Genomic DNA, 25,338 nt, shown 5'->3' with positions numbered 1-25,338 from the left:
GGCGGTGCTCTGCCGCCGGGTGTTCAACACTTGCGCAATCCAGTAGCTTGCGTTTACACTTTCACCATCGATTAACATTCGGAAATATAAAAGGAGGATACTTATGCTGTACTGTGAACGTTTCATCGTTTCACATGCTTTTGGCGATCGCCAGTGCTCAAGCGTTATCGGTATCGTGCTGCGATAACTTCTGCTTGAGCGAAGCTAACATCTAAATCCCCTTCTCTCGGGCTTACCGGGTTATCGTCAGCGATGTTTGACGAGGCGTTTTTACGCCTGTAACTCTTGAGTAAGCAACAATGAGCACATTACTAACCGCACAATCCTTACACGTTGATACGGCATTCGGCACCCTGTTCGACGATCTCTCATTTACCCTCAAAAAAGGCGACCGCATTGGGCTAATCGGCTACAACGGCTGCGGAAAAAGCACGCTGTTAAAACTGCTTGATGGCACCATCGCCCCCACCAGTGGCGCAATCGCGCAGGCGAATTACTGCCACCTCGCCCGTGTGGAGCAGCACTTGCCGGACGATATACTGCCGCTTACGCTGCAGGAGGCCGTTCTCGCTCAACTTCCTGAGCATGAGCGTGCGGCTCAACAATGGCGGGTTGAAGCACTGCTTGCCGAAATGGGCTTTACGCCGGAAAATTTGCATCTCACTGCGCAAACTCTGAGCGGTGGACAGCACACACGCCTGCTGCTGGCGCGTGCGCTAATGCGAAACCCTGACCTGATGCTACTGGACGAACCTGGCAACCACCTGGATTTGCCGACATTGCTATGGCTGGAGCAGTTCTTACAGAACTGGTCTGGCAGCTTCGTGGTGGTGTCCCATGATCCACAACTGCTTGATGCCGTCACGCAGGGAACATGGATCCTGCGCGATCGCACACTGCACGCTTTTGATCTTCCATGCAGCGCCGCTCGTCAGGCTCTGGTTGAGAGAGATGCCAGCGATGCACTGCGCTATAAGGCGGAACAAAAGGAGATTGATCGCGTTACCGCCAGTGCCAAACGACTGGCAACCTGGGGGCGTGTCTATGACAACGAAGATTTGTCCCGCAAAGCAAAGCAGATGGAAAAGCAGGTGCAGCGCCTGAAGGATGTTCAGACGGAAGTGACCGCAGGAAGTCAGTGGACACTAACATTGCAGGGTGATGCCCTGCGTGCAGATCGTTTGCTGGAGATGACCAATCTGTCTGTAGCCCCTGCTCCCGACGCAGATACACTGTTTTCCATTGCCGGTATCCGGTTAAAAAGCGGCGATCGCGTGGCGATTGTCGGGCGTAACGGTTGCGGGAAATCATCGCTGCTACGGCTTATCTGGCAGCAATATCAGTCGCAAATGGCATCGTGCTCACTGATGTTGCACTCTCGCGTCACACTGGGGTATTACGATCAGACGCTACACCAGCTCACAGATGACGACACGTTGTTTGATGCGCTCGAACCGTTTGCTCCGCAGCCTGATGTTCGCAAGATGGCGCTGATTAGTGCGGGCTTCCCGTGGGTCCGCCATCAGCAGCGGATCAATACCTTAAGCGGTGGAGAGCGTTCGAGGCTACTGTTTGTCGGGCTTACGCTTGCGCGCTACAGCCTGCTGATGCTCGATGAACCAACCAACCATCTGGATATGGAAGGTAAAGAAGCGCTGGCGCAGACGCTACAAAGTTTCAGCGGCGGCGTGCTGCTGGTCAGCCATGACCGTCAGCTTATCAGCCAAAGCTGTAATAGGTTCTGGTTTATCGATAATGGTGAACTTAGCGAATGGCACGATCTGGACGCGATCAACGATCGTATTCGGGAAACGTCTGAGGAGATGAGCATTCCCAAAACGGTGGTCGAAGCGAGGGCCGAAATACGCGGTGACAGCGATGAATTGCTGGAACAACTCCTCGAGCTGGAGCAACGTCTGGCCGACGATCTCGCCCGCAAGCCGAAACATCAAAAGCCGCTGTTGCAGGCGCAATGGCGTAAAGAGATTGAGCGTCTGAATTCACAACTGGAGTAATCTTTATTGCCGGATGGCGCAAGCCTATCCGGCCTACATTAGCAAAATGCGCGTGTAGGCCTGCCATCCGGCATTTCATTTACTGTTTCGGCTGTTTTTCTTTCCAGGCATCCCAGGCCTGTTTGATCTCTTGCTTTGCCGTAGCTGCGTCGTTGAAACCGTTTAATTCGACCTTCTTACGCCCTTCCGGCAACTCTTTGTACACGCGGAAAAACGACTCCAGTCGTTGCACTTCGATCTTTGGCAAATCGCTCAACTCTTTGATGTCGTCATAGGTGGGGTCAATTTTGCTGGCCGGCACGGCGACAATTTTATCGTCCTTTTCCCCGCCATCAATCATCTTCAGCACGCCAATCGCGCGCAACTTGATCAGCGTTCCCGGGGCCAGCGGTGCCCGGGTATAGAAAATCACATCCAGCGGGTCACCGTCACCTGCCAGGGACTGGGTCAATGAGCCGTAGTTTGCCGGATAGGCAACCGGCATTGACTGGAAGCGATCGGCAACGATAAAGCCGGTTTTGGCGTCGGTTTCATATTTTATGATCCCGCCTGCCGGGATTTCAGTCACGGCATAAAACTCTTCCGGGTTATTCTCCGGTTGCGGAAATTCGAGGATATTCTGCGCCTGAGCGGACGCACAGAGAAACACGCTGACTGCGAGTAGTTTTTTCACCAGATGCATTGTCTTTTAACTCTTCTCTTATTGGAAAGACAACACCTTACGTTTACCAAATGACAGAAACATGACGTTTTTTTGGCAAAAAAATGGCGCTACATCCGCAGCGCCATTGTTGTCAGAAAGCGTCAGGTTTACTTAACCCCTTCTTCACTCTCTTTCTTTGCTTCCAGCTTTTCAACATCGCGATACCAGCGCGGGTGATGCTTCTTCGCCCAGCGACGGCTCACTTTCCCTTCAACCATGCCTTTAATTGATCCTTTCACCCAAAATGCCATATACATATGAATGAGGATAGCGTGCATCAGAATAATGCCCGCCGCAGCGTGGATCAGCAGGCTGTAACGCACTACCTGCATCGGGAAATACTGCGCAAAGTATGGACGCCAGATAATAACGCCCGTGACCAGCAGCACAAAAATCATGCTCATGATCGACCAGAACATCATTTTCTGTCCGGCGTTGTATTTGCCCACATCCGCCACTTTGTGTTCATTGCCCTTCAGCACTTCCACAATGTTTTTCAGCCACGGGATGTCTTTCTTATCCGGGATGTTGTGGTGCACAAAGCGCACAAACATGAACATCAGCGCAACGAAGATCAGTATGCCGAAGAACGGGTGCAGAATACGCCCCATCTGCGGCGTACCGAAGGTTTGCGTCAGCCATTGCAGAGTCGGGAAGAAAAACGAAATCCCCGACAGCGCCACCAGGAAGAAGCAGATCACCACCGTCCAGTGACAGGCGCGGTCGATAAACTTCGTGCGCACAATCATTTTCGACTTACTCATGATGATCCTCCTCGTCGTCGTCCACTTCCTTATTCGGACCGATACCAATGTAGTGGTAAATCAGCCCGGCGAAGGTAGCGATAAATCCGGCAGCAGCCAGCGGTTTCAGCGCCCCTTTCCACAGATTGATAGAGGTATCGATCTTAGGCTCTTTCGGCAGACCGTGATACAGCTCCGGCTGGTTGGCATGATGCAGAACGTACATGACGTGCGTGCCTCCCACACCTTCCGGGTTGTAGAGACCGGCATGTTCATAACCACGTGCTTTCAGTTTTGCCACACGCTGCTCGCCCATTTCCAGCATTTCCTGCTTGGTGCCGAAATGTATTGCCCCGGTCGGACAGGTCTTCACGCAGGCAGGTTCCTGCCCGACGCTGACGCGATCCACACACAGCGTACATTTATACACGCGGTTATCCTCTTTATTGAGGCGCGGAATATTAAATGGACACCCGGCAATACAGTACCCGCAACCAATGCAATGCTCTGACTGGAAATCAACAATCCCGTTCGCGTACTGGATGATTGCTCCGGCAGACGGGCATGCCTTCAGGCAGCCCGGATCTTCACAGTGCATACAGCCGTCTTTACGAATCAACCATTCCAGCTTGCCGTTCTGTTCGGTTTCGGTAAACCGCATCACCGTCCAGGACTTGGCGCTGAGATCTGCGGGGTTGTCATACACCCCGACGCAATGACCCACTTCATCGCGGATATCGTTCCACTCTGAGCAGGCCACCTGACAGGCTTTACAGCCTATACAGGTGGAAACGTCGATCAATTTTGCGACTTCGGCTTTGTAATCACGGGCCTGAGGTGGCGGCGTGATGGAGTTTGTTGCGGACCTTTTGATGATGTCCTGCGTTTCCATAGACATATATTCGCCCCCTTACGCCTTCTCGATGTTAACTAAAAACGCTTTGTATTCCGGCGTTTGCGAGTTTGCATCACCGACGTTCGGCGTCAGGGTGTTGGCAATAAATCCTTTACGCGCGACTCCTTCAAAGCCCCAGTGGATCGGGATCCCTACGGTTTCAACCTTCTGACCGTTGACGTTCAGGGTTTGCAGACGACGGGTGACCACCGCAACTGCGCGAATAAATCCACGCTTGCTGCTGACTTTCACGTAGTCGCCGTTGCCGATACCTTTTGCTGACGCCAGCGTTTCGCTGATTTCCACAAACTGCTCTGGCTGGGCAATCGCATTTAACAGTGCGTGTTTGGTCCAGGTGTGGAAATGCTCGGTCAGACGATAGGTGGTTCCGACGTATGGGAAGTCCTGCTTCGTCCCCATACGCAAGGCATCCGCTTCGTACAGACGCGCTGCCGGGTTGGAGATCACGTTCGGGTGCAGCGGGTTCGTACCCAGCGGCGTTTCCATCGGCTCGTAGTGTTCCGGGAACGGCCCTTCCGCCAGCTTATCGATAGCAAACAGACGCCCCAGCCCTTCCGGCTGCATGATAAACGGATTGGTGCCACTACCCGGTGCGGCGTTGTTGAAGTCAGGGATATCGTTACCGGTCCACTTAGTACCGTTCCACTGGATCAACATCCGTTTCGGATCCCACGGTTTACCCTGCGGGTCTGCCGAAGCGCGGTTGTACAGTACTCGACGGTTCAGTGGCCATGCCCATGCCCAACCCAGCGTATTACCCAGACCTGATGGGTCGGCGTTATCGCGGTTAGCCATCTGGTTGCCCTGCTCGGTCCAGCTACCGGTATAAATCCAGCAGGAGGATGACGTTGTACCGTCGTCACGCAGGAGCGCAAAGCTGTTGAGCAACTGACCTTTTTTCGCCACCAGCACGCCATTGGCATCATAGAGATCTTCCAGCGCATAGCCGTTGTTCTCTTTGGCCACTTCCTCGGAATGCGGTTCGTCCGGTACCTTATAGTTCCAGCTCATTTTCAGCACAGGCTCTACAGCTTTACCGCCTTCGGTGCGATACATGTCGCGCAGACGATGGTAAATACCGGCCAGAATTTCGCCGTCATTACGCGCTTCACCTGGTGCATCCTGACCTTTCCAGTGCCACTGCAGCCAACGGCCAGAGTTAGCAATCGAGCCGTCTTCTTCTGCAAAGCAGGTGGATGGCAGACGGAAAACTTCAGTCTGAATCGACGCCGGATCGACATCGTTGGATTCGCCGTGGTTTTGCCAGAATGTGGACGTTTCTGTGACCAGCGGATCAATAACCACCAGATACTTCAGTTTGCTGAGGCTCTGTACTACTTTGTTTTTGTCCGGGAAGGACGCAACCGGGTTAAAGCCCTGACAGATGTAGCCGGTAACTTTCCCGCTATCCATCATGTTGAAATATTTGATGACGTCGTAGGACTGATCCCACTTCGGCAGCCATTCAAAGCCCCAGTCGTTTTCTTTCTGTGCCGCATCGCCGTAGAAAGATTTCATCAAACTGACGAAGAACTTCGGATAGTTGCCCCAGTAGTTCACCTGGGAGGCCAGCGTCGCTTTGGGTGTATTGGCGGCCAGATAGGTTTGCAGATCAGTCTGCTTTTCTGACGGCAGCGTCAGATAACCGGGCAGGCTGGTTGATAACAGACCCAAGTCGGTTAAGCCCTGAATGTTGGAGTGACCGCGTAATGCGTTTACGCCGCCACCGGCCATCCCCATGTTACCGAGCAGCAACTGGATCATCGCCATGGTGCGGATGTTCTGCGCCCCAACGGTATGTTGTGTCCAGCCCAGCGCGTACAGGAAGGTCGTGGTACGATCGGCAGCACTGGTGGAGGCCAGAACTTCACACACTTTCAGGAAGTCGGCTTTCGGCGTACCGCAGATGTTTTCCACCACATCCGGCGTATAACGGGAAACGTGCTGTTTGAGCAGGTTCCACACGCAACGGGGATGGCTTAAAGTTTCATCACGTTTTGCGTAGCCATTTTCATCGAACTGGTAGTTCCAGGACGACTTATCATATTGACGTTTTTTGGCGTCGTAACCGCTGAACAGACCGTCTTCAAAAGCAAAATCATCCCGCACCAGCAGGCTGGCGTTGGTGTAGTGCTTAACGTATTCAGCATTGATTTTGTTATTTTCAATCAGATACAGCAATACGCCGGAAAGGAACGTAATGTCCGTGCCGGAGCGAATCGGCGCATAGATATCCGCCACCGACGCTGTACGTGTAAAACGGGGATCGACAACAATCAGCGTAGCATCATTGTTGTTTTTAGCTTCCATCGCCCAGCGGAATCCCACCGGATGTGCTTCAGCGGCGTTACCGCCCATCACCATTACGACGTTAGCGTTTTTGATATCAACCCAGTGGTTGGTCATCGCACCGCGACCAAATGTTGGAGCAAGACTTGCTACCGTTGGTCCGTGTCAGACGCGTGCCTGGTTGTCTACCGCCAGCATGCCGAGTGAGCGCACGAATTTTTGCGTCAGCATGCCGGTTTCATTACTCGCCGCAGATGCACACAGCATCCCGGTTGAAAGCCAGCGGTTTACCGTCACGCCCTGCTCATTCTTCTCAATAAAGTTGGCGTCACGGTCTGCTTTCATCAGTTTTGCTATGCGGGAGAAAGCTTCATCCCAACTGATGCGTTGCCATTTGTCGGAACCGGGAGCGCGATATTCCGGGTAGCGTAAACGGCTTTCGCTGTGCACGTAATCCAGTAATCCTGCGCCCTTAGGACAAAGTGCCCCACGGCTCACCGGATGATCCGGATCCCCTTCGATATGATAAATCGACTCTTTGGCGTTTTTTGCTCCATCACCAAGGCTATACATTAATAGCCCGCAACCTACGGAACAGTATGTGCAGGTGTTTCGGATCTCTTTTGCGCGTAACAGTTTGTAGTTTCGCGCCTGAGCCAGTGCCATTTTGGGTGCAAAACCCAGTGCGGCCACTGTTGTTCCCGCCATACCGCCCGCGCAGATTTTAAAGAATTGTCTGCGGCTGACGTCCATTGCTTTCCTCTTTTTTACAGGGGTTCGTACAAGACATCTTTCACCTTGCGCCAGCGCGGCAGTCTGAAAGATGACATGTACAACTTCGCGACGAAACTAACAGCTATATCCATATTTTTTTTGCGTCAAATCAATAACGAAACGGTTCCGCTACTAAATAGTGCAGTTTGTGTAACCTGTTTACCCACAAGGGGTTAGCTAAAAGCTAATTAGTTAGCCCGTGCTGACGTAAAAGTGCTATAAATTTCAGCTTCATTTTTGCCAGGACGACGGACAGACAAACAGCATGACAAAACAAAAAGCAACGTTAATCGGGCTCATCGCCATTGTGCTGTGGAGCACGATGGTGGGGTTGATTCGTGGGGTAAGCGAAGGTCTCGGGCCAGCGGGCGGCGCAGCGATGATCTTCTCGCTAAGCGGCCTGCTGCTGATATTTACCGTCGGATTTCCAAATATTAGAAAAATACCTGTTCGTTATTTAATCGCCGGTAGCGTGCTTTTTGTCAGCTATGAAATTTGCCTGGCGTTGGCATTAGGTTATGCCGCTACCCGACACCAGGCAATAGAAGTAGGAATGGTCAATTATCTCTGGCCAAGTCTGACGATTTTGTTTGCTATATTATTTAATGGTCAAAAAACAAACTGGATGATTATTCCAGGATTAATTCTCGCATTGACCGGAGTCTGCTGGGTTTTAGGTGGCGAGAACGGTCTAAATCCAGGTGAAATTATCAGCAACATTGCCAGTAGCCCGCTGAGTTATTTTCTCGCATTCTTGGGCGCTTTTATCTGGGCAACGTATTGCACTGTCACTAATAAATTTGCGAAAGGGTTTAACGGTATCACCGTTTTTGTTTTACTGACGGCGGCAAGTTTGTGGGCCTACTATTTTATGACGCCACAACCAGAAATGGTTTTCAGCACACCGGTGACCATTAAGATGTTCACGGCTGCATTAACACTAGGATTTGCCTATGCGGCCTGGAATATCGGAATTTTACACGGAAATGTCACTGTCATGGCAGTAGGGTCTTATTTCACCCCAGTGCTTTCTTCTGCCCTGGCTGCTGTATTGCTCAGCGCCCCGCTGTCGTTCTCGTTCTGGCAAGGCGCACTGATGGTCTGTGCTGGCTCACTACTGTGCTGGCTGGCAACACGTCGGATATAGAAGTCAGGCCGGGTTTCTGGCATAGAGATAGAACCCGGCTACACTCTGGTCAGTTAACGGATAATAATTGTACATTTCGCTTGTGTATTATGTTTTTATTTGTTTAATTAAATGTTAAGTAACTGGTAATTAATCAACAGCCGAAAATATTATATGTTTACCTATAACCCTCCGGTTGTATATATTTTACATAGGTTACTAACGATTAGTAAACCATAACCAGCACAATAGTCCCCGCCGAAAATATATCCCAACAAAAGGTCACATATTAATATTAATATAATCAGCTGTATTATGTAGATCTAGATCACACAAATTCAAATATTCCGCAATATTATGAAACTTATTATTGAACTAATACCACATCGTCATTTAAAAATAGTTCGTCATTGATGAACGGCCTCGTTTAGCAATGGTTTAGGAAACACACCAAGAAAAAATTATAAGGATTATTTAGAATGAAACTTAAATTAGTTGCAGTGGCAGTGACTACCCTGTTGGCAGCGGGTGCGGTAAACGCAGCTGAGATTTATAACAAAGACGGTAACAAACTGGATCTGTACGGTAAAGTTCACGCTCAGCATTACTTCTCTGACGATACCAGCAGCGATGGTGACAAAACTTACGCGCGTCTGGGCTTCAAAGGCGAAACTCAGATCAACGACCAACTGGTTGGTTTCGGCCAGTGGGAATATGAATTCAAAGGCAACCGTTCTGAAGATCAAGGTTCCGAAGCAGACAAAACCCGTCTGGCATTCGCTGGCCTGAAATTCGCTGAATACGGTTCTTTCGACTACGGTCGTAACTATGGCGTAGCCTACGACATCGGCGCATGGACTGACGTCCTGCCGGAATTCGGCGGTGATACCTGGACCCAGACTGACGTCTTCATGACTCAGCGTGCTACCGGCGTTGCAACTTACCGTAACACTGACTTCTTCGGTCTGGTTGAAGGTCTGAACTTTGCTGCTCAGTATCAGGGCAAAAACGACCGTAGCAGCGACGTTGAAGCGAACGGTGACGGTTTCGGTCTGTCTTCTACTTATGAATACGAAGGCTTCGGCATCGGTGCGACCTATGCGAAATCTGACCGTACTGATGACCAGATGCGTAATGGCAACAACGAATTCTACGCTTCCGGTAAAAACGCAGAAGTATGGGCTGCTGGCCTGAAATATGATGCGAACAACATCTACCTGGCAACTACCTACTCTGAAACCCGCAACATGACCAAGTTCGGTAAAGTAGACGGTATTGCTAACAAAGCGCAGAACTTTGAAGTTGTTGCTCAGTACCAGTTCGACTTCGGTCTGCGTCCGTCCATCGCTTACCTGAAATCCAAAGGTAAAGATCTGGGTGTTTACGGCGACCAGGATCTGGTTGAATACGTTGATCTGGGTGCGACCTACTACTTCAACAAAAACATGTCTACCTTCGTTGATTACAAAATCAACCTGCTGGACGACAACAAATTCACTTCTGACGCACGTGTTAGCACTGACAACATCGTGGCAGTTGGTCTGAACTACCAGTTCTAATTTTGTTGTAAGTTGAATACAAAGCCAGTCCATCCAGGGCTGGCTTTTTCTCTTGATGTAGACTCGGTCATAAGGAGTATGCCGTGCAGACGTTCACTGGTCGTTGTCTTTGCGGACAGAGTCATTTTACCGTAAACGTCGAAATGCTTGATGTCTATGCCTGCCACTGCACGCTGTGCCAGAAATGGTCCGGTGGTGTCGCCATGTATCTGGAAGCCAGCGGTCATCCACTACTTTCCCCTGATTCAGCAGAACCTTCGCACTTTCCCTCATCAACGCGCGGAGAACGTTTCTTCTGTTCCGGCTGTGGATGCCCCTTGTGGTTTACGCTGACCGATAGCGACCGCTACTTTATTCCGTGGACATTGCTGGAGCTGAATGAGGTGGATCGCCGCCGTCTGATTCTGGCGGCTGAAATCTATACCGAAACACAGCCTGCGTTCTGGCGGTTGACGGGGCAATACGCTCGCCTGAGTGGAAAAGAAGTCGAAGCGATGGATTACCCCTGTCATTTAGCTCACTAGTTATTGATGGTTCACTTTTGCCAGGCTGAACCACATCCCTACCGCTAATACGATAAGCATGCTGCCAGCGCTGCTCAACGCCACGCTGTGCGACCAGGTAAATGCTTCTCTGGCAGCTGCAAGCAACGCGTCGCTAAGAGACGGCGAAAGAGAATGAGCTAATTGCACCGCTTCACCCATTGACGATGAAGCACGTTCCAGATCCTGCGCACTGAGGCCGGCAGGCGGTAGAATCGATGCGGAAAAACTACGGCTTAGCAAGAGACCAAAAATCGCGATCCCAAGACCGGCCCCCAATTCATAGGCCATGGTTTCGATAGCCCCCGCCGCAGCGGCTTTTTCAGCCGGGGCTGCCGCCATAATGGCCGCCGTTGAGGCCAGTAGCGCACTGGCGGCACTGAACCCCAGTAACGCCATTAATATCCAGGCCTGGATCTGCTGAGTGCTGAAATCCGTCATTGCCAGACCGTAGAAACTGACCGCACTCAACGCCATACCTGCCGTTGCCACGCAGCGCAATCCCAGCCGTGAAACCAACATACCGGCAATCGGGCCGCTGAAGCCACTCGCCAGCATGACGGGTAGCATAAACAGTCCCGCCTGATACGGCGTTAAACCGTGAACAAACTGTAATTCCTGGGCCATCAACAGCTCAAATCCCACCAGGGTGATCATCGCAGTCATCGCCATTACCACGCCGCTTAAGATAATGCGATGGGTGAACAACCGCATATCAATCATCGGACGTGAGGCCGCGAGCTGAATACGAACAAATTTCCACAGCAGCACTGCTCCTGTTAACAGCGTCAATACGATAACCCCGGTCGCCATATGCCCTTTTAGCGCCGTTTTAGCACTGTAAACCAGCAGTAAAATCGCCACGATCAACATAATCGCATGGCCAAAATTTAACGACTGATCGCGGCGTCCAGTCTGGCGCGGCACGTAACGTGCGGTCAATGTCATCACCACCAGAACAATGGGCACATTGATTAAGAACACTGAGCCCCAGTAGAAATGCTCCAGCAACATACCACCGACTAAGGGACCAAATGCTGCACCGCCTGAACCGACGGCAGCCCAAACGCCGAGCGCCATATTACGATGACGTTGTTCGGCAAAGGTGGCGCGAATACCTGCCAGCGTCGCCGGAACGATCATCGCCGCACCAATAGCCAACACGGCCCGGGTCGCGATTAGCCAGCCGGCACTGTGAGCAAACGCGGCAGCCAGCGAAGCCAGACCAAATAGCCCGCCCCCCAGTATCAGTAAGCGCTTAAAACCGATGCGATCGCCCAACGCCCCCATCGGTAACACCATACCGGCCATTACCAGAGAATAGATATCAATGATCCACAGCAGCTCGTTACCACTGGCACCCAGCGTCATACTCAGCGTGGGCGCGGCAACGTGCAGCACCGTTGCATCAATCGCAACAGGGATGTAGACCAGCACAATAATCACTAACGTTAACCACTGACGAAACATAAAACTCCCTACAAAACTGAAACTGGACACATGTCCAGCTTTAGCGATCCTACGGAAAATTGAACGCATGTCCAACTTTTTGTTAAACTGGCAATAATGTGAATATAGGGAGGAAGCATGAGCTATATGAATCGGGATGAACGTCGGGAAGTGATCCTGCAGGCGGCAATGCGCGTGGCGCTTGAAGAAGGATTTTCCGCCATGACGGTTAGACGTATTGCCACAGAGGCTCAGGTAGCGACCGGGCAACTGCATCATCATTTTACGTCTGCCGGTGAGCTTAAATCCCAGGCCTTTGTCCGCCTGATTCGCACCCTTCTCGATGCCGAACTGGTCAGTGAAAACGCAACTTACCGTGAACGACTCCATGCCATGTTGGGAAGTGAAGACGGTGGGTTCGAACCCTATATAAAACTGTGGCGTGAAGCACAAGTTCTGGCGGATAAAGATCCGGAAATCAAAAGCGCTTACCTGCTGACCATGCGGATGTGGCACGAGGAAACCGCGAATATTATCACTCAGGGACAGAAGGCCGGTGAGTTTTCATCCACCCCAGATGCCGCCGATGTGGCCTGGCGTTTAATTGCGTTGGTATGCGGTCTGGATGGTATCTATGTATTAGGCATTGAGGAAATGGCCGATCCAGCGTTCGAGCGCCACCTGGATCGCATGATAACGCTGGAGTTATTTACTTGATGTTATACATGAATTAACAATACACCTTTTCAATTTACAATTAGTAACACTTAAGCAACGTGTTATTCCTCTGACGCGCCGCGTTATTGCGCTTTTTTATCTATTCTTTCAGTCAATATTCCCAAAACTTTTCAATAGTTTCTAAAAGAACTCGCGCGGCGCTGTATGCGTTTATTTCTTTTTCATGAACGGCATGTGCATGGAGAATAATATGTCAGCATCAAATGAGAAAAATAATCGTTATCTTTTAACTGACTGGAAACCGGAGAACCCCGCCTTTTGGGAAAATAAAGGTAAGCACATTGCCCGAAGAAACCTATGTATATCAGTGAGTTGTCTGTTGCTGGCGTTCTGTGTCTGGATGTTGTTCAGTGCTGTGGCCGTCAATTTGAATAAAATTGGCTTTAATTTCACCACCGACCAACTGTTTTTATTAACCGCATTGCCTTCTCTTTCAGGCGCAATATTGCGAGTCCCCTACTCCTTTATGGTACCTATATTTGGTGGACGCCGTTGGACCATTTTTAGCACCATTATTCTGGTCATTCCCTGCCTCTGGCTCGGATTTGCCGTGCAAAATACCGCTACTCCGTTTGGCGTATTTATTATTATTGCGCTGATGTGTGGTTTTGCTGGCGCTAACTTTGCCTCCAGCATGGGTAATATCAGCTTTTTCTTCCCGAAAGCGAAGCAAGGCAGTGCGCTAGGTGTTAACGGCGGGCTCGGTAACCTTGGTGTCAGCGTGATGCAGTTAATCGCGCCGTTAGTCATTTTCCTGCCCCTATTTACCTTTTTAGGGGTACAAGGCGTGCCGCAGCCTGACGGTTCTTTACTGTCACTGGCAAACGCCGCATGGATTTGGGTTCCGCTGCTGCTGCTCTCAACGCTGGCTGCGGGCGTGGGAATGAATGACATCGCCAGTTCGAAGGCCTCAATCGCCTCTCAACTACCGGTCCTCAAACGCTTTCATCTGTGGCTGCTAAGCCTGCTGTATCTCGCCACCTTCGGTTCATTTATCGGTTTCTCGGCCGGCTTTGCCATGCTGGCGAAAACACAGTTCCCTGACGTGAACATTCTGCAACTGGCGTTCTTCGGCCCGTTCATCGGCGCGCTTGCGCGTTCAGCTGGCGGCGTGATCTCTGACAAGTTCGGCGGCGTGCGCGTCACGTTAATCAACTTCATCTTTATGGCGCTGTTTAGTGCCCTGCTGTTTCTTACCCTTCCCGGCTCCGGAGAAGGAAGTTTTGTTGCCTTCTATCTGGTGTTTATGGGCTTGTTCCTGACCGCAGGACTGGGCAGCGGTTCGACCTTCCAGATGATTGCGGTGATCTTTCGCAAAATCACCATTTACCGGGTGAAGCTGCACGGTGGTACTGAAGAACAGGCCCAGCGTGAGGCGGTAACCGATACCGCAGCCGCACTGGGTTTTATCTCCGCAATTGGCGCTGTCGGGGGCTTCTTTATCCCGAAAGCGTTTGGTTCATCGCTGGCGCTGACCGGGTCTCCGGTAGGTGCCATGAAAATATTCCTTGTGTTCTACATCGTCTGCGTACTGGTGACCTGGCTGGTATACGGCCGGAAATCACAAAAAAAATAGTCATCTTTTGGCCTGTGCAGGCAACGTTATTCGAAGCAGGAGTTATGTCATGAGTAAACTGTTAGATCGCTTTCGCTACTTTAAACAAAAGGGTGAGACATTTGCCGAGGGGCACGGGCAAGTGATGCACACCAACCGGGACTGGGAAGACAGCTATCGTCAGCGCTGGCAGTTCGACAAAATTGTGCGCTCTACCCACGGCGTGAACTGTACCGGCTCATGCAGCTGGAAAATCTACGTCAAAAACGGGCTGGTAACCTGGGAAACTCAGCAAACCGACTACCCGCGTACCCGCCCTGACCTGCCAAATCATGAGCCCCGTGGCTGCCCACGCGGCGCAAGTTACTCGTGGTATCTCTACAGCGCTAACCGCCTGAAATATCCACTGGTGCGTAAACGCTTAATCGAATTGTGGCGCGACGCCCTGTCCCGCCAGCCCGATCCGGTGCTGGCCTGGGAATCCATTATGAACGACCCGCAAAAATGCCAGAGCTACAAGCAGGTACGCGGGCGCGGTGGGTTTATCCGTTCCAACTGGAAAGAACTTAATCAACTGATTGCTGCTGCCAACGTCTGGACGGTGAAAACCTACGGCCCGGATCGTGTGGCCGGATTCTCTCCCATCCCCGCAATGTCGATGGTCTCCTATGCCGCAGGTACGCGCTATCTCTCGCTACTGGGCGGAACCTGTCTGAGCTTCTATGACTGGTACTGCGACTTACCGCCCGCGTCACCGATGACCTGGGGCGAGCAGACCGACGTTCCTGAATCCGCCGACTGGTATAACTCCAGCTATATCATCGCCTGGGGCTCTAACGTGCCGCAGACCCGTACCCCGGACGCGCACTTTTTTACTGAAGTACGCTACAAAGGCACCAAGACGATTGCCATTACGCCAGACTACTCGGAAGTCGCCAAACTGTGCGACCAGTGGCTGGCACCGAAACAAGGGACAGACAGCGCGCTGGCAATGGCGATGGGCCACGTCATCCTGAAAGAGTTCCATCTTGACAATCCCAGCGATTATTTCCTCAATTACTGTCGTCGCTATACCGATATGCCGATGCTGGTTTTACTGGATGCCCGCGAAGATGGCAGCTACGTGCCTGGACGCATGATACGCGCCTCAGACCTTGTCGATGGTCTCGGCGAAAGCAACAATCCGGAGTGGAAAACGGTAGCCTTTAACAGCGCTGGCGAACTGGTTGTCCCGAACGGATCTATCGGTTTTCGCTGGGGAGAGAAAGGCAAATGGAACCTGGAACCCCTGGCGGCTGGTGCTGAAACTGAACTTTCACTTTCGCTGCTCGGTCAGCATGATGACGTGACCGGTGTGGCATTCCCCTATTTTGGCGGCAACGAAAACCCACATTTTCGCAGTGTAAAACAAGAACCGGTGCTGATCCGTCAACTACCGGTAAAACATCTTACCCTCGCTGATGGTAGCCGTTGCCCGGTGGTGAGCGTCTATGATCTGGTGCTGGCGAATTACGGCCTCGACCGTGGTCTGGATGATGTTCATAGCGCACAAGATTACAGCGAAGTAAAAGCCTACACCCCGGCCTGGGGTGAGCAAATTACCGGCGTGCCACGCCGTCATATCGAACAAATCGCCCGTGAGTTTGCCGATACCGCGCACAAAACGCATGGCCGTTCGATGATCATCCTCGGGGCTGGCGTTAACCACTGGTATCACATGGACATGAACTACCGCGGGATGATTAACATCCTCGTGTTCTGTGGTTGCGTGGGACAAAGCGGCGGCGGCTGGGCGCACTATGTGGGTCAGGAGAAACTGCGTCCGCAAACCGGCTGGTTGCCGCTGGCCTTTGCGCTGGACTGGAACCGCCCACCGCGTCAGATGAACAGCACCTCGTTTTTCTACAACCACTCCAGCCAGTGGCGCTATGAAAAACTCACCGCTCAGGAACTCCTCTCTCCGCTGGCCGACGCGTCGAAGTTCACCGGGCATCTGATCGACTTCAACGTCCGCGCCGAGCGGATGGGCTGGCTACCGTCCGCGCCGCAGCTAAATCTCAACCCACTGACTGTCAAAGCAAAGGCAGAACAAGCGGGAATGTCTCCGGTGGAATACACCGCGCAAGCGCTGAAATCGGGTGATATTCGTTTTGCCTGCGAGCAGCCGGATAGCGGCAAAAACCATCCACGCAACCTGTTCGTCTGGCGCTCTAACCTGCTCGGCTCCTCCGGTAAAGGGCATGAATACATGCTCAAATATCTGCTGGGTACCGAAAGCGGGATCCAGGGAGAAGCGCTCGGTTCAAGCGACGGTATTAAACCAGAAGAGGTTGAATGGCAGTCGGCGGCGATTGAGGGCAAGCTCGATCTGCTGGTGACGCTCGACTTCCGTATGTCCAGTACGTGTCTGTTCTCCGATATCGTGTTACCTACCGCCACCTGGTATGAAAAAGACGATATGAATACCTCGGATATGCATCCGTTTATTCACCCGCTGTCGGCTGCAGTCGATCCTGCCTGGGAGTCAAAAAGCGACTGGGAAATTTATAAAGGCATCGCCAAAGTGTTCTCCGAGGTATGTGTGGGGCACCTTGGGCAAGAGACGGATGTTGTATTACAACCGCTGCAACACGACTCCCCGGCAGAGCTGGCGCAGCCGTTTGACATTCTGGACTGGCGCAAAGGCGAATGCGATCTCCTGCCGGGTAAAACAGCGCCGAATATTGCCGTTGTGGAACGTGATTACCCCGCCACCTGGGAACGTTTCACTTCGCTCGGTCCACTCATGGACAAACTCGGCAACGGCGGGAAAGGCATTGCGTGGAATACCCAGGCGGAGGTCGATTTCCTCGGCAAGCTGAACTACACCAAACGCGAAGGCCCGGCAAAAGGCCGACCGCTGATTGATACCGCGCTGGATGCCTCTGAGGTGATCCTCGCCCTGGCGCCGGAAACCAACGGTCAGGTGGCGGTGAAGGCGTGGGAAGCGCTGGGGGCGATGACCGGTCGCGACCATACGCATCTGGCGTTGAACAAAGAAGACGAAAAGATTCGTTTTCGTGATATCCAGGCGCAGCCGCGCAAAATCATCTCCAGTCCGACCTGGTCCGGCCTTGAAAGCGAACATGTCTCCTATAACGCAGGCTATACCAACGTCCACGAACTGATCCCATGGCGCACTCTGTCCGGTCGCCAACAGCTGTATCAGGATCACGCGTGGATGCGAGCGTTCGGGGAAAGTCTGGTGGCTTATCGTCCGCCTATCGATACCCGCAGCGTCAGTGAAATGCGCGAGGTTCCGCCTAACGGCTTCCCGGAAAAAGCCCTCAACTTCCTGACGCCGCACCAGAAATGGGGGATCCACTCTACCTACAGTGAAAACCTGCTGATGCTGACGCTGTCGCGTGGCGGGCCGATTGTCTGGATCAGTGAAACTGATGCTAAGGAGTTAGGTATTGAAGACAACGACTGGATCGAAGCTTTCAATGCCAACGGCGCGCTCACCGCGCGTGCAGTGGTGAGTCAACGCGTGCCGCCGGGAATGACCATGATGTATCACGCTCAGGAGCGAATCATGAACATCCCCGGCTCCGAAGTCACCGGGATGCGTGGCGGGATCCACAACTCGGTCACCCGCGTCTGCCCGAAACCCACGCACATGATCGGCGGCTATGCGCAACTGGCATACAGCTTCAACTATTACGGGACGGTCGGCTCTAACCGCGATGAGTTCATCATGATTAGAAAAATGAAAAACATTAACTGGCTGGATGATGAAGGTCGCGATCAGGTACAGGAGGCGAAAAAATGAAAATACGCTCACAGGTAGGCATGGTTCTGAATCTGGATAAGTGCATCGGCTGCCACACCTGCTCCGTCACCTGTAAAAACGTCTGGACCGGGCGTGAAGGGATGGAATATGCGTGGTTTAACAATGTCGAGACCAAGCCGGGCATTGGTTACCCGAAAAACTGGGAAGATCAGGAAGAGTGGCAAGGCGGCTGGGTTCGCGATGTCAACGGCAAGATCAGACCGCGTCTGGGTGGCAAGATGGGGGTGATCACCAAAATTTTCGCCAACCCGGTGATCCCGCAAATCGATGACTACTATGAGCCGTTTACCTACGATTATCAGCATCTGCATAGCGCGCCGGAGAGCAAGAATCAGCCCACCGCGCGCCCGCGCTCGCTGATTGATGGGAAACGGATGGACAAGATTATCTGGGGTCCAAACTGGGAAGAACTGCTTGGCGGTGAATTCTCAAAACGGGCCCGCGACCGTAACTTCGAGAAGATGCAAAAGGAGATGTACGGACAGTTCGAAAACACCTTCATGATGTATTTACCGCGCCTGTGCGAGCACTGTCTGAATCCAAGCTGTGTCGCCACCTGCCCGAGCGGTGCTATCTACAAGCGTGAAGAAGACGGCATTGTGCTGATCGACCAGGATAAGTGCCGCGGCTGGCGTTTGTGCATCAGCGGTTGTCCGTATAAAAAAATCTACTTTAACTGGAAGAGCGGTAAGTCAGAGAAGTGCATTTTCTGCTACCCGCGTATTGAGTCCGGCCAGCCGACGGTGTGTTCAGAAACCTGCGTTGGGCGTATCCGTTATCTCGGGGTATTGCTGTACGACGCCGACCGTATCGAGGAAGCAGCGAGCACCGAGCATGAAACCGATCTCTACGAGCGTCAGTGCGATGTGTTCCTTAACCCGCACGATCCGGCGGTGATTGAAGAGGCGCTTAAACAGGGTATTCCGCACAACGTCATCGAAGCGGCCCAACGTTCACCGGTTTACAAAATGGCGATGGACTGGAAGCTGGCGCTACCACTGCATCCGGAATACCGCACCCTGCCGATGGTCTGGTACGTGCCGCCGTTGTCACCGATTCAGTCAGTCGCCGACGCGGGCGGACTGCCGCACAATGGCAACATTTTGCCTGCGGTTGAGTCGCTGCGCATTCCGGTACAGTACCTCGCCAATATGCTTAGCGCGGGCGATACCGGCCCGGTACTGCGCGCCCTGAAACGGATGATGGCGATGCGCCACTATATGCGTTCGCAAACCGTAGAAGGTGTTACGGATACTCGCGCGATTGAGGAAGTGGGTCTGAGCGTTGAACAGGTTGAGGAGATGTACCGCTATCTGGCCATCGCCAACTATGAAGACCGCTTTGTGATCCCAACCAGCCATCGTGAAATGGCGCGTGATGCCTTCCCGGAGAAAAACGGCTGCGGCTTTACCTTCGGCGACGGCTGTCACGGCTCGGACACTAAGTTCAATCTGTTTAACAGTAGCCGCATTGACGCTATCGATATCACCGAAGTACGCGATAAAGCGGAGGGTCAATAATGCAAATCCTCAAGGTTATCGGTCTGCTGATGGAATATCCCGACGAACTGCTGTGGGAGTGTAAAGACGACGCGCTGGCGCTTGTGGCCAGCGATGCTCCAATGCTGAGCGATTTTAGCCAGGAACTGCTCAATGCGCCGTTACTGGATAAACAAGCTGAATGGTGCGAAACCTTTGACCGGGGCCGGGCCACCTCTCTGCTGTTGTTTGAACACGTGCACGCCGAGTCCCGCGACCGTGGTCAGGCGATGGTCGATCTGTTGGCGCAGTATGAAAAGGTCGGGCTGCAGCTAAACTGTCGCGAACTGCCGGATCACCTGCCTTTATATCTTGAGTACTTAAGCGTGTTACCGGAAGCGGAGGCCAAAGAAGGACTGCAGAACGTCGCACCGATTCTGGCGTTGCTTGGCGGGCGCTTAAAACAGCGCGATACGCCGTGGTATCAACTGTTTGATGCCCTGTTGCAGCTTGCCGGAAGTCCTCTTTCGAGTGACAGTGTCACTAAACAGGTTGGCGCGGAAACCCGCGACGATACCCGTCAGGCGCTGGATGCAGTCTGGGAGGAGGAACAGGTGAAGTTTATCGAGGATAACGCCACCACCTGTGACAGTTCACCGTTACAAAACTATCAACGACGCTTTAGCCAGAACGTGGCACCTCAGTATGTCGACGTCAGCGCGGGAGGCCCGAAATGATACAGTACCTGAACGTCTTTTTTTACGATATCTATCCGTACCTGTGCGGTACGGTGTTTATCCTCGGCAGTTGGCTACGCTACGACTACGGGCAATACACATGGCGCGCCTCTTCCAGCCAGATGCTGGACAAACGCGGTATGGTGTTGTGGTCAAACTTATTCCATATCGGCATTCTGGGGATATTTTTCGGTCACCTGTTTGGCATGTTAACGCCGCACTGGATGTATGCCTGGTTTCTGCCGATTGCGGTAAAACAGCAGATGGCGATGATTGCCGGCGGGCTTTGTGGCGTGCTGACACTGGTAGGTGGCGCGGGCCTGCTGGTGCGCCGACTGACTAATCCGCGCATTCGCGCAACCTCCTCGACCGCCGATATTCTGATCCTCTGCGTTCTGCTGATTCAATGCATCCTCGGTTTAACCACTATCCCGTTCTCTGCACAGCATCCTGACGGCAGTGAAATGCTAAAACTGGTGGGTTGGGCGCAGTCGGTGGTGACCTTCCAGGGCGGTGCGTCTGCGCATCTGGATGGCGTGGCGTGGATTTTCCGTGTGCATCTGGTGCTGGGGATGACCATTTTCCTGCTGTTCCCGTTCACCCGCCTGGTTCACGTGTGGAGTGCGCCGTTTGAGTACTTTACCCGCCGTTATCAGATAGTGCGTTCGCGCCGCTAATTTCCTCTGCTGCCCGGTAGCGCGTGCGCTTACCGGGCAACATCGCTATCCCGCTTCTTGTACGTTATGATGCTTCTCCATTCCAGGAGAACGCTAATGAAACCACAGGTTTATCACGTCGATGCCTTTACCTCAGTACCCTTTCGCGGCAATTCAGCGGGTGTGGTGTTGCATGCTGACGGACTGAGTGACGCCCAGATGCAGCTCATTGCTCGCGAGCTGCGCCATTCGGAAACGGCTTTTCTACTGACCAGTGACGACAGCGATGTTCGCATTCGTTATTTCACGCCGACGGTCGAAGTTCCTATCTGTGGGCATGCTACCGTCGCCGCACATCACGTGCGGGCCAAGGTGCTGGGTCTGGGCAACAGCACCGTCTGGCAAACCTCGCTCGCCGGTCGTCATCGGGTCGATATTGAATTGAGCGACAATGACTATCGCATCAGTCTTGAACAAGGCGTACCTGGATTCGAAGCTCCGCTGGAAGGTGCTGTACGTGCCGCGATAATCGATGCGCTGCGCCTGAGCGAAGACGATATGTTGACCGGATTACCCATTCAGGTTGCCACCACCGGACACTCTAAAGTGATGATTGCGCTGAAGCCTGAGGTGGACCTCGACGCCCTTTCCCCTGATTTGCCTGCCCTGACCGCTATCAGCCAGCAAATTGGCTGTAACGGGTTCTTCCCTTTTCAAATTCGCAAGGACGAAAACGCCACCGATGGCCGCATGTTCTCGCCTGCTATTGGTATTGTGGAAGATCCGGTCACCGGCAACGCGAATGGTCCAATGGGCGCGTGGCTGGTACACCATAACCTGATGGCTCATGATGGCAAAACATTGCATGTTCAGGGCCACCAGGGTCGCGCGCTCGGGCGTGACGGTATTGTTGATGTGACGGTGACTATCCGTGATAACCAGCCTGAGAAAGTAACGATTTCCGGCTCTGCTGTGATCCTGTTTCACGCCGAATGGGCGATCGATTTTTAAATCTTCAGGTAGGCCGGATAAGGCGATTACGCCGCATCCGGCATTAATTCTGATGCCCCTATTTTCCCGCCTCCGGATGTGTATCAAACGCCGCCATGACTGTCGCCAGCTCATCCAGGGTAAACCCATGCTTCGCGTCATCCACGCCCAGTCCAAACCGTTCCTGCAACAGCGTATACAGGCTGGCGACGTCAGGCAGATTAATCTGCTCTATCGCGTGACCGTCCTGATAATGGGTAAAGTGGAAATTGGTCAACGTCAGCTTGCCGCCGTCAGGTAAATGACGACACATCAGCAGATGGTGGCGGAAATGCGACTGCGGCCAGTGCGCGGACCAGAAGTTACCCATCAGATAATCGCTGTGATGTTGAACGACCAGGTCAAAACGGTACATTGATTGCCAGTGATCGTGATGGCGGAACTGCAGGATCCAGTCTTCCCCCTCCTGAATCAACCGATAGTCGCCGTGCGGCGTTTGCTGTTCAAGATCAGCCTGCAGACGAATCGGCGCCGTCAGCGTTTGCCCGCCGAAGCCAACGTCAGCGATCCACTGTTCACCCTGTAATTCAACCAGTAACAGGCGATGCGTGCGCGGCGGCAGACTTGACGGATTTGCCAATACCACGCGTCCCAGCAAACTGCGTACGGTAAAACCGATGTCGCGTAGCGCCCGTTCAAATACACCATTTTGTTCAAAGCAATAGCCACCGCGGCGGGCAGTGACCAACTTCTCTTCAAGGGACAGATCGTCAAGCTGCATTTCACGCGGCAGCAGCACATCAAGATTTTCAAAGGGTATGGCACCGTTATGCAGTAAGTGTAGCGCTCTCAACGTTTCAATGTCGGCGTTGGGCGCATCTGACCAGCCAATACGGGCAAAATAAGCGTTTAAAAAAGGCGTCATACGGGATTCCTGTTTGTTGAATGTTGTACTTATAACGCATTTTTAATTTTACGCCGTCGCTTTTGTGCGCTGTTCACCCCGGTGAGGCGACAAAATCGCTAATCCCGTTACTATCTATGTTTATTGTGATGTCATTTTTATTCTGCCGAGGAGTCACTATGAGTCATTTTCGTCCGGTTGAATTACAACACGCCAGCCGACTGCTTAATCACGGCCCCACCATTTTGATAACCAGTCGTGACGCGAATACAGAACGGCGTAATGTGATGGCGGCCGCGTGGTCAATGCCCGTGGAATTTGATCCGCCGAGGGTGGCCATTGTTGTCGACAAGACCGCCTGGTCACGCGAACTGATCGAGCGTAGCGGGCAATTTGGTATTGTTATTCCAGGGGTTGCCGCGACCAACTGGACCTATGCCGTGGGGAGTGTTTCTGGTCGAATAGAAGATAAGTTCAACTGCTACGGTATTCCGGTGGTAAAAGGTCCGGTGCTGGGATTACCGCTAATAGAAGCCAAGTGTCTCGCCTGGATGGAATGCCGCCTGCTTCCTGCCACAGCGGCTCAGGACAAATATGATACCTTGTTTGGCGAAGTGGTTTCTGCCGCTGCCGATGAGCGGGTATTTGTGCAAGGACGCTGGCAGTTTGATGATGGCAAACTCAATACCTTGCACCACCTTGGCGCCGGAACGTTTGTCACCAGCGGGAAACGTATAACAGCGGCTGAATAAATATCCTCCGGCATAGCCGGAGGTTTTTCTGATGTGCCTATAAGGCTCTGATACCAGCAGCGCCCTAACAGGCGCATACGATCTGACATTTGCATCAGACTTCTCTACTTACGGTCCGTAAACGGAGTCAGTTTGGATATCGAAAATTATTGTACGTTAAGGCTATTTTTTATACTCTTTGAATTTATATCCTACAGGGGCGGCAACGAAACGGGAAGGAAATAGCTAAATGGCTACACATGACTGTACTTTACTTTTTTTACATCCTTTCAGGATAAGGGATTCAGTAGCAGGGCGATGCTCTGTTGAACATTAACGATAATTTTTGATCATTCATAAATATATCACTATTATGAATAATAGTGCAGGGAATAAATTATAAAATATATAAAGGAGTAATTATGATACCATCTTCATTAATTAAATTTACACAAAACAATCACCTTGATAATTTAAATCACCAAAAGAGCGATGTAACTCCTTTTTCAGATTACCCTGACAATCATCTTATCGATTGTTCTCCAGAAGAAGCTGCAAATTTTGCATCTCAGTATGTGTCATCTCATATATTATGGAGCTCTGTTATTGAGACAATGGACGAAAAAATGGCAGTATCACAAGTTATCGATATCGATAATAGGATAAAAAAAGCTCGTGGTAATATAACAGGCTATGACAGTAAAGATTTCACGCTTGAGAAGCTATACGAAATTACTAATAACTCAGTCCTTTGTAAAGCTGGCAACTGTGGGGAGCTTTGTGCTATCGGGGCTCGTGCTTTAATGGATTTTGGTTATAAAGGAAAAGTGGAAGTCATTGTAATTAGCGGGAATACGACTGGCGGTGCTAAGGCAGATCATGCATTCATGCTCATTCATGGTTCAGATGGAAATGATTCTTGGGTGGCAGATCCAATGACAGCACTGATGAATCCTGAGCAACGTGGGAAATTCTTAGGCGATAAAGACATAGCTAGCTCAGCAAAACAAATAGAATCTTTTAAGATTCTCCATCTCTACCTTGACAAAGGTGGTATTATAACGTGCCCTAAATTAAATATTGTGGTGGAAGAACCCGGTATAAAAATCTTTAGTTGTTACGCGCTTGAAAAAAGTAATGGGGTAATTAATCTGACTCGTGTATACAAAGAAGAATAACTTCAATGTAAATCCGGCGTTCTTCTTGGAATATTAGTCAAAAAGAACGCTGAGGCTATATAGATATTGTTTATATGAATCAATTGTTTTTGTCATTGGATTACTGTAGCTAAGCCGGGTGGAGTAACTGGTCTCCGGTTTTTATAGAGTTGTGCCAGCATTAATACGGGCGCAATAATCGCCCGTTCTCGTTCACATGCTGTAGCCGGGTTTTTTAATCAATGTGTCCATCTGCGGTGCGATTTCCGCATTCCACACGCCCTGCCACGCCTCGGGCTCAATTTCATTCAGCGCCACGCTGACCGAGCTGTCTTTGCTTTGCAAATGACGAATAATGACCTCGGTAATATCCGCCGCCAGCGCGGTTTTTTGTTCGTTGGTAAGGGCGCGAGGAAAGCATTTGATATCGACGTGCGGCATAGC

Annotated in this window: 20 protein-coding genes; 13 read left to right on the top strand and 7 right to left on the bottom strand. The window is 51.8% G+C overall.

The window, feature by feature from the left end:
* Positions 1–299: 299 nt before the first annotated feature.
* Positions 300–2,015 carry an ABC-F family ATP-binding cassette domain-containing protein gene (locus FDX03_RS12880; RefSeq protein WP_137346011.1) on the top strand — a complete coding sequence of 572 codons (1,716 nt, stop codon included), beginning with the start codon at positions 300–302 and terminating at the stop codon, positions 2,013–2,015.
* 79 nt (positions 2,016–2,094) lie between these two features.
* On the opposite strand, the gene FDX03_RS12875 is transcribed toward FDX03_RS12880, so the two are convergent.
* The 4 genes from FDX03_RS12875 to fdnG all read right to left on the bottom strand — a co-directional run bounded on the left by FDX03_RS12875 (position 2,095) and on the right by fdnG (position 7,419).
* Positions 2,095–2,697: an inorganic diphosphatase gene (locus FDX03_RS12875; protein ID WP_061067907.1), complete on the bottom strand. Its 603-nt coding sequence runs from the start codon at positions 2,695–2,697 to the stop codon at positions 2,095–2,097.
* 128 nt (positions 2,698–2,825) lie between these two features.
* Positions 2,826–3,482, bottom strand: coding sequence for a formate dehydrogenase-N subunit gamma (gene fdnI, locus FDX03_RS12870; RefSeq protein WP_137346010.1), 657 nt, complete (start codon positions 3,480–3,482; stop codon positions 2,826–2,828).
* Positions 3,475–4,359, bottom strand: a complete 885-nt coding sequence (gene fdnH / locus FDX03_RS12865; protein WP_048211646.1) for a formate dehydrogenase N subunit beta — start codon at positions 4,357–4,359, stop codon at positions 3,475–3,477. The genes fdnI and fdnH overlap by 8 nt, the downstream gene beginning before the upstream one ends.
* A 12-nt stretch (positions 4,360–4,371) precedes the next feature.
* The gene (fdnG, locus tag FDX03_RS12860; RefSeq protein WP_105242173.1) at positions 4,372–7,419 is read right to left on the bottom strand and encodes a formate dehydrogenase-N subunit alpha; all 3,048 of its coding nucleotides are present in this window, start codon (positions 7,417–7,419) and stop codon (positions 4,372–4,374) included.
* Between the two features lie 286 nt (positions 7,420–7,705).
* Between fdnG and yddG the strand changes: the two genes are divergently transcribed.
* From yddG to FDX03_RS12845, 3 genes are all read left to right on the top strand, one after another.
* Entirely contained in the window at positions 7,706–8,587 is an 882-nt protein-coding gene (yddG, locus tag FDX03_RS12855; RefSeq protein ID WP_048211643.1) for an aromatic amino acid efflux DMT transporter YddG, read from the top strand.
* 458 nt (positions 8,588–9,045) lie between these two features.
* The gene (gene ompD / locus FDX03_RS12850; protein WP_115602040.1) at positions 9,046–10,125 is read left to right on the top strand and encodes a porin OmpD; all 1,080 of its coding nucleotides are present in this window, start codon (positions 9,046–9,048) and stop codon (positions 10,123–10,125) included.
* A gap of 143 nt (positions 10,126–10,268) precedes the next feature.
* Positions 10,269–10,649: a GFA family protein gene (locus FDX03_RS12845; RefSeq protein WP_086523677.1), complete on the top strand. Its 381-nt coding sequence runs from the start codon at positions 10,269–10,271 to the stop codon at positions 10,647–10,649.
* Here FDX03_RS12845 and FDX03_RS12840 read toward each other — a convergent pair whose 3' ends face one another.
* Complete coding sequence (locus tag FDX03_RS12840) at positions 10,650–12,137, bottom strand: MFS transporter (RefSeq protein WP_061067910.1); 1,488 nt, start codon at positions 12,135–12,137, stop codon at positions 10,650–10,652.
* Positions 12,138–12,254: 117 nt separating this feature from the next.
* Here FDX03_RS12840 and FDX03_RS12835 point away from each other — a divergent pair, with 117 nt between their 5' ends.
* The 7 genes from FDX03_RS12835 (at position 12,255) to FDX03_RS12805 (ending at position 22,123) form a co-directional block, all read left to right on the top strand.
* Positions 12,255–12,833 carry a TetR family transcriptional regulator gene (locus FDX03_RS12835; RefSeq protein WP_121584650.1) on the top strand — a complete coding sequence of 193 codons (579 nt, stop codon included), beginning with the start codon at positions 12,255–12,257 and terminating at the stop codon, positions 12,831–12,833.
* Positions 12,834–13,044: 211 nt separating this feature from the next.
* Positions 13,045–14,430 (top strand): NarK family nitrate/nitrite MFS transporter, encoded by a 1,386-nt coding sequence (locus tag FDX03_RS12830; RefSeq protein ID WP_061067911.1) that lies wholly within the window; start codon positions 13,045–13,047, stop codon positions 14,428–14,430.
* A 49-nt stretch (positions 14,431–14,479) separates the two neighbouring features.
* On the top strand, positions 14,480–18,220 hold the full coding sequence (locus FDX03_RS12825; RefSeq protein WP_137346009.1) for a nitrate reductase subunit alpha: 3,741 nt from the start codon (positions 14,480–14,482) through the stop codon (positions 18,218–18,220).
* The gene (gene narH / locus FDX03_RS12820; RefSeq protein ID WP_061067913.1) at positions 18,217–19,761 is read left to right on the top strand and encodes a nitrate reductase subunit beta; all 1,545 of its coding nucleotides are present in this window, start codon (positions 18,217–18,219) and stop codon (positions 19,759–19,761) included. The genes FDX03_RS12825 and narH overlap by 4 nt, the downstream gene beginning before the upstream one ends.
* Complete coding sequence (gene narW, locus FDX03_RS12815; protein ID WP_137346008.1) at positions 19,761–20,456, top strand: nitrate reductase molybdenum cofactor assembly chaperone; 696 nt, start codon at positions 19,761–19,763, stop codon at positions 20,454–20,456. The genes narH and narW overlap by 1 nt, the downstream gene beginning before the upstream one ends.
* The gene (gene narI / locus FDX03_RS12810; protein WP_003020109.1) at positions 20,453–21,133 is read left to right on the top strand and encodes a respiratory nitrate reductase subunit gamma; all 681 of its coding nucleotides are present in this window, start codon (positions 20,453–20,455) and stop codon (positions 21,131–21,133) included. The genes narW and narI overlap by 4 nt, the downstream gene beginning before the upstream one ends.
* Before the next feature lie 96 nt (positions 21,134–21,229).
* Complete coding sequence (locus tag FDX03_RS12805; RefSeq protein ID WP_137346007.1) at positions 21,230–22,123, top strand: PhzF family isomerase; 894 nt, start codon at positions 21,230–21,232, stop codon at positions 22,121–22,123.
* Between the two features lie 58 nt (positions 22,124–22,181).
* On the opposite strand, the gene nhoA is transcribed toward FDX03_RS12805, so the two are convergent.
* Positions 22,182–23,027: an N-hydroxyarylamine O-acetyltransferase gene (gene nhoA / locus FDX03_RS12800; protein ID WP_116360078.1), complete on the bottom strand. Its 846-nt coding sequence runs from the start codon at positions 23,025–23,027 to the stop codon at positions 22,182–22,184.
* 158 nt (positions 23,028–23,185) lie between these two features.
* Here nhoA and FDX03_RS12795 point away from each other — a divergent pair, with 158 nt between their 5' ends.
* Positions 23,186–23,758, top strand: coding sequence for a flavin reductase family protein (locus FDX03_RS12795; RefSeq protein WP_121584657.1), 573 nt, complete (start codon positions 23,186–23,188; stop codon positions 23,756–23,758).
* A gap of 401 nt (positions 23,759–24,159) precedes the next feature.
* Entirely contained in the window at positions 24,160–24,915 is a 756-nt protein-coding gene (locus FDX03_RS12785) for a hypothetical protein (RefSeq protein ID WP_137346006.1), read from the top strand.
* A gap of 192 nt (positions 24,916–25,107) precedes the next feature.
* Here FDX03_RS12785 and pptA read toward each other — a convergent pair whose 3' ends face one another.
* Entirely contained in the window at positions 25,108–25,335 is a 228-nt protein-coding gene (gene pptA, locus FDX03_RS12780; protein ID WP_061067919.1) for a tautomerase PptA, read from the bottom strand.
* Between the last annotated feature and the right edge of the window lie 3 nt (positions 25,336–25,338).

The sequence above is a fragment of the Citrobacter sp. wls827 genome (assembly GCF_005280875.1).
GTDB classification, from domain to species: Bacteria; Pseudomonadota; Gammaproteobacteria; order Enterobacterales; family Enterobacteriaceae; genus Citrobacter; species Citrobacter youngae.
This window is presented reverse-complemented; position numbering and strand designations above follow the sequence as displayed.

Excerpts from the sequence above, each read along its gene's own strand:
- FDX03_RS12805 (WP_137346007.1), top strand. The coding sequence starts at position 21,230 with ATGAAACCACAGGTTTATCACGTCGATGCCTTTACCTCAGTACCCTTT.
- FDX03_RS12825 (WP_137346009.1), top strand. The coding sequence starts at position 14,480 with ATGAGTAAACTGTTAGATCGCTTTCGCTACTTTAAACAAAAGGGTGAG.
- narW (WP_137346008.1), top strand. The coding sequence starts at position 19,761 with ATGCAAATCCTCAAGGTTATCGGTCTGCTGATGGAATATCCCGACGAA.
- yddG (WP_048211643.1), top strand. The coding sequence starts at position 7,706 with ATGACAAAACAAAAAGCAACGTTAATCGGGCTCATCGCCATTGTGCTG.
- pptA (WP_061067919.1), bottom strand. The coding sequence starts at position 25,335 with ATGCCGCACGTCGATATCAAATGCTTTCCTCGCGCCCTTACCAACGAA.
- FDX03_RS12880 (WP_137346011.1), top strand. The coding sequence starts at position 300 with ATGAGCACATTACTAACCGCACAATCCTTACACGTTGATACGGCATTC.
- FDX03_RS12830 (WP_061067911.1), top strand. The coding sequence starts at position 13,045 with ATGTCAGCATCAAATGAGAAAAATAATCGTTATCTTTTAACTGACTGG.
- fdnI (WP_137346010.1), bottom strand. The coding sequence starts at position 3,482 with ATGAGTAAGTCGAAAATGATTGTGCGCACGAAGTTTATCGACCGCGCC.
- fdnH (WP_048211646.1), bottom strand. The coding sequence starts at position 4,359 with ATGTCTATGGAAACGCAGGACATCATCAAAAGGTCCGCAACAAACTCC.
- FDX03_RS12795 (WP_121584657.1), top strand. The coding sequence starts at position 23,186 with ATGAGTCATTTTCGTCCGGTTGAATTACAACACGCCAGCCGACTGCTT.
- narH (WP_061067913.1), top strand. The coding sequence starts at position 18,217 with ATGAAAATACGCTCACAGGTAGGCATGGTTCTGAATCTGGATAAGTGC.
- FDX03_RS12845 (WP_086523677.1), top strand. The coding sequence starts at position 10,269 with ATGCTTGATGTCTATGCCTGCCACTGCACGCTGTGCCAGAAATGGTCC.
- FDX03_RS12785 (WP_137346006.1), top strand. The coding sequence starts at position 24,160 with ATGATACCATCTTCATTAATTAAATTTACACAAAACAATCACCTTGAT.
- FDX03_RS12835 (WP_121584650.1), top strand. The coding sequence starts at position 12,255 with ATGAGCTATATGAATCGGGATGAACGTCGGGAAGTGATCCTGCAGGCG.
- narI (WP_003020109.1), top strand. The coding sequence starts at position 20,453 with ATGATACAGTACCTGAACGTCTTTTTTTACGATATCTATCCGTACCTG.
- ompD (WP_115602040.1), top strand. The coding sequence starts at position 9,046 with ATGAAACTTAAATTAGTTGCAGTGGCAGTGACTACCCTGTTGGCAGCG.
- FDX03_RS12840 (WP_061067910.1), bottom strand. The coding sequence starts at position 12,137 with ATGTTTCGTCAGTGGTTAACGTTAGTGATTATTGTGCTGGTCTACATC.
- nhoA (WP_116360078.1), bottom strand. The coding sequence starts at position 23,027 with ATGACGCCTTTTTTAAACGCTTATTTTGCCCGTATTGGCTGGTCAGAT.
- FDX03_RS12875 (WP_061067907.1), bottom strand. The coding sequence starts at position 2,697 with ATGCATCTGGTGAAAAAACTACTCGCAGTCAGCGTGTTTCTCTGTGCG.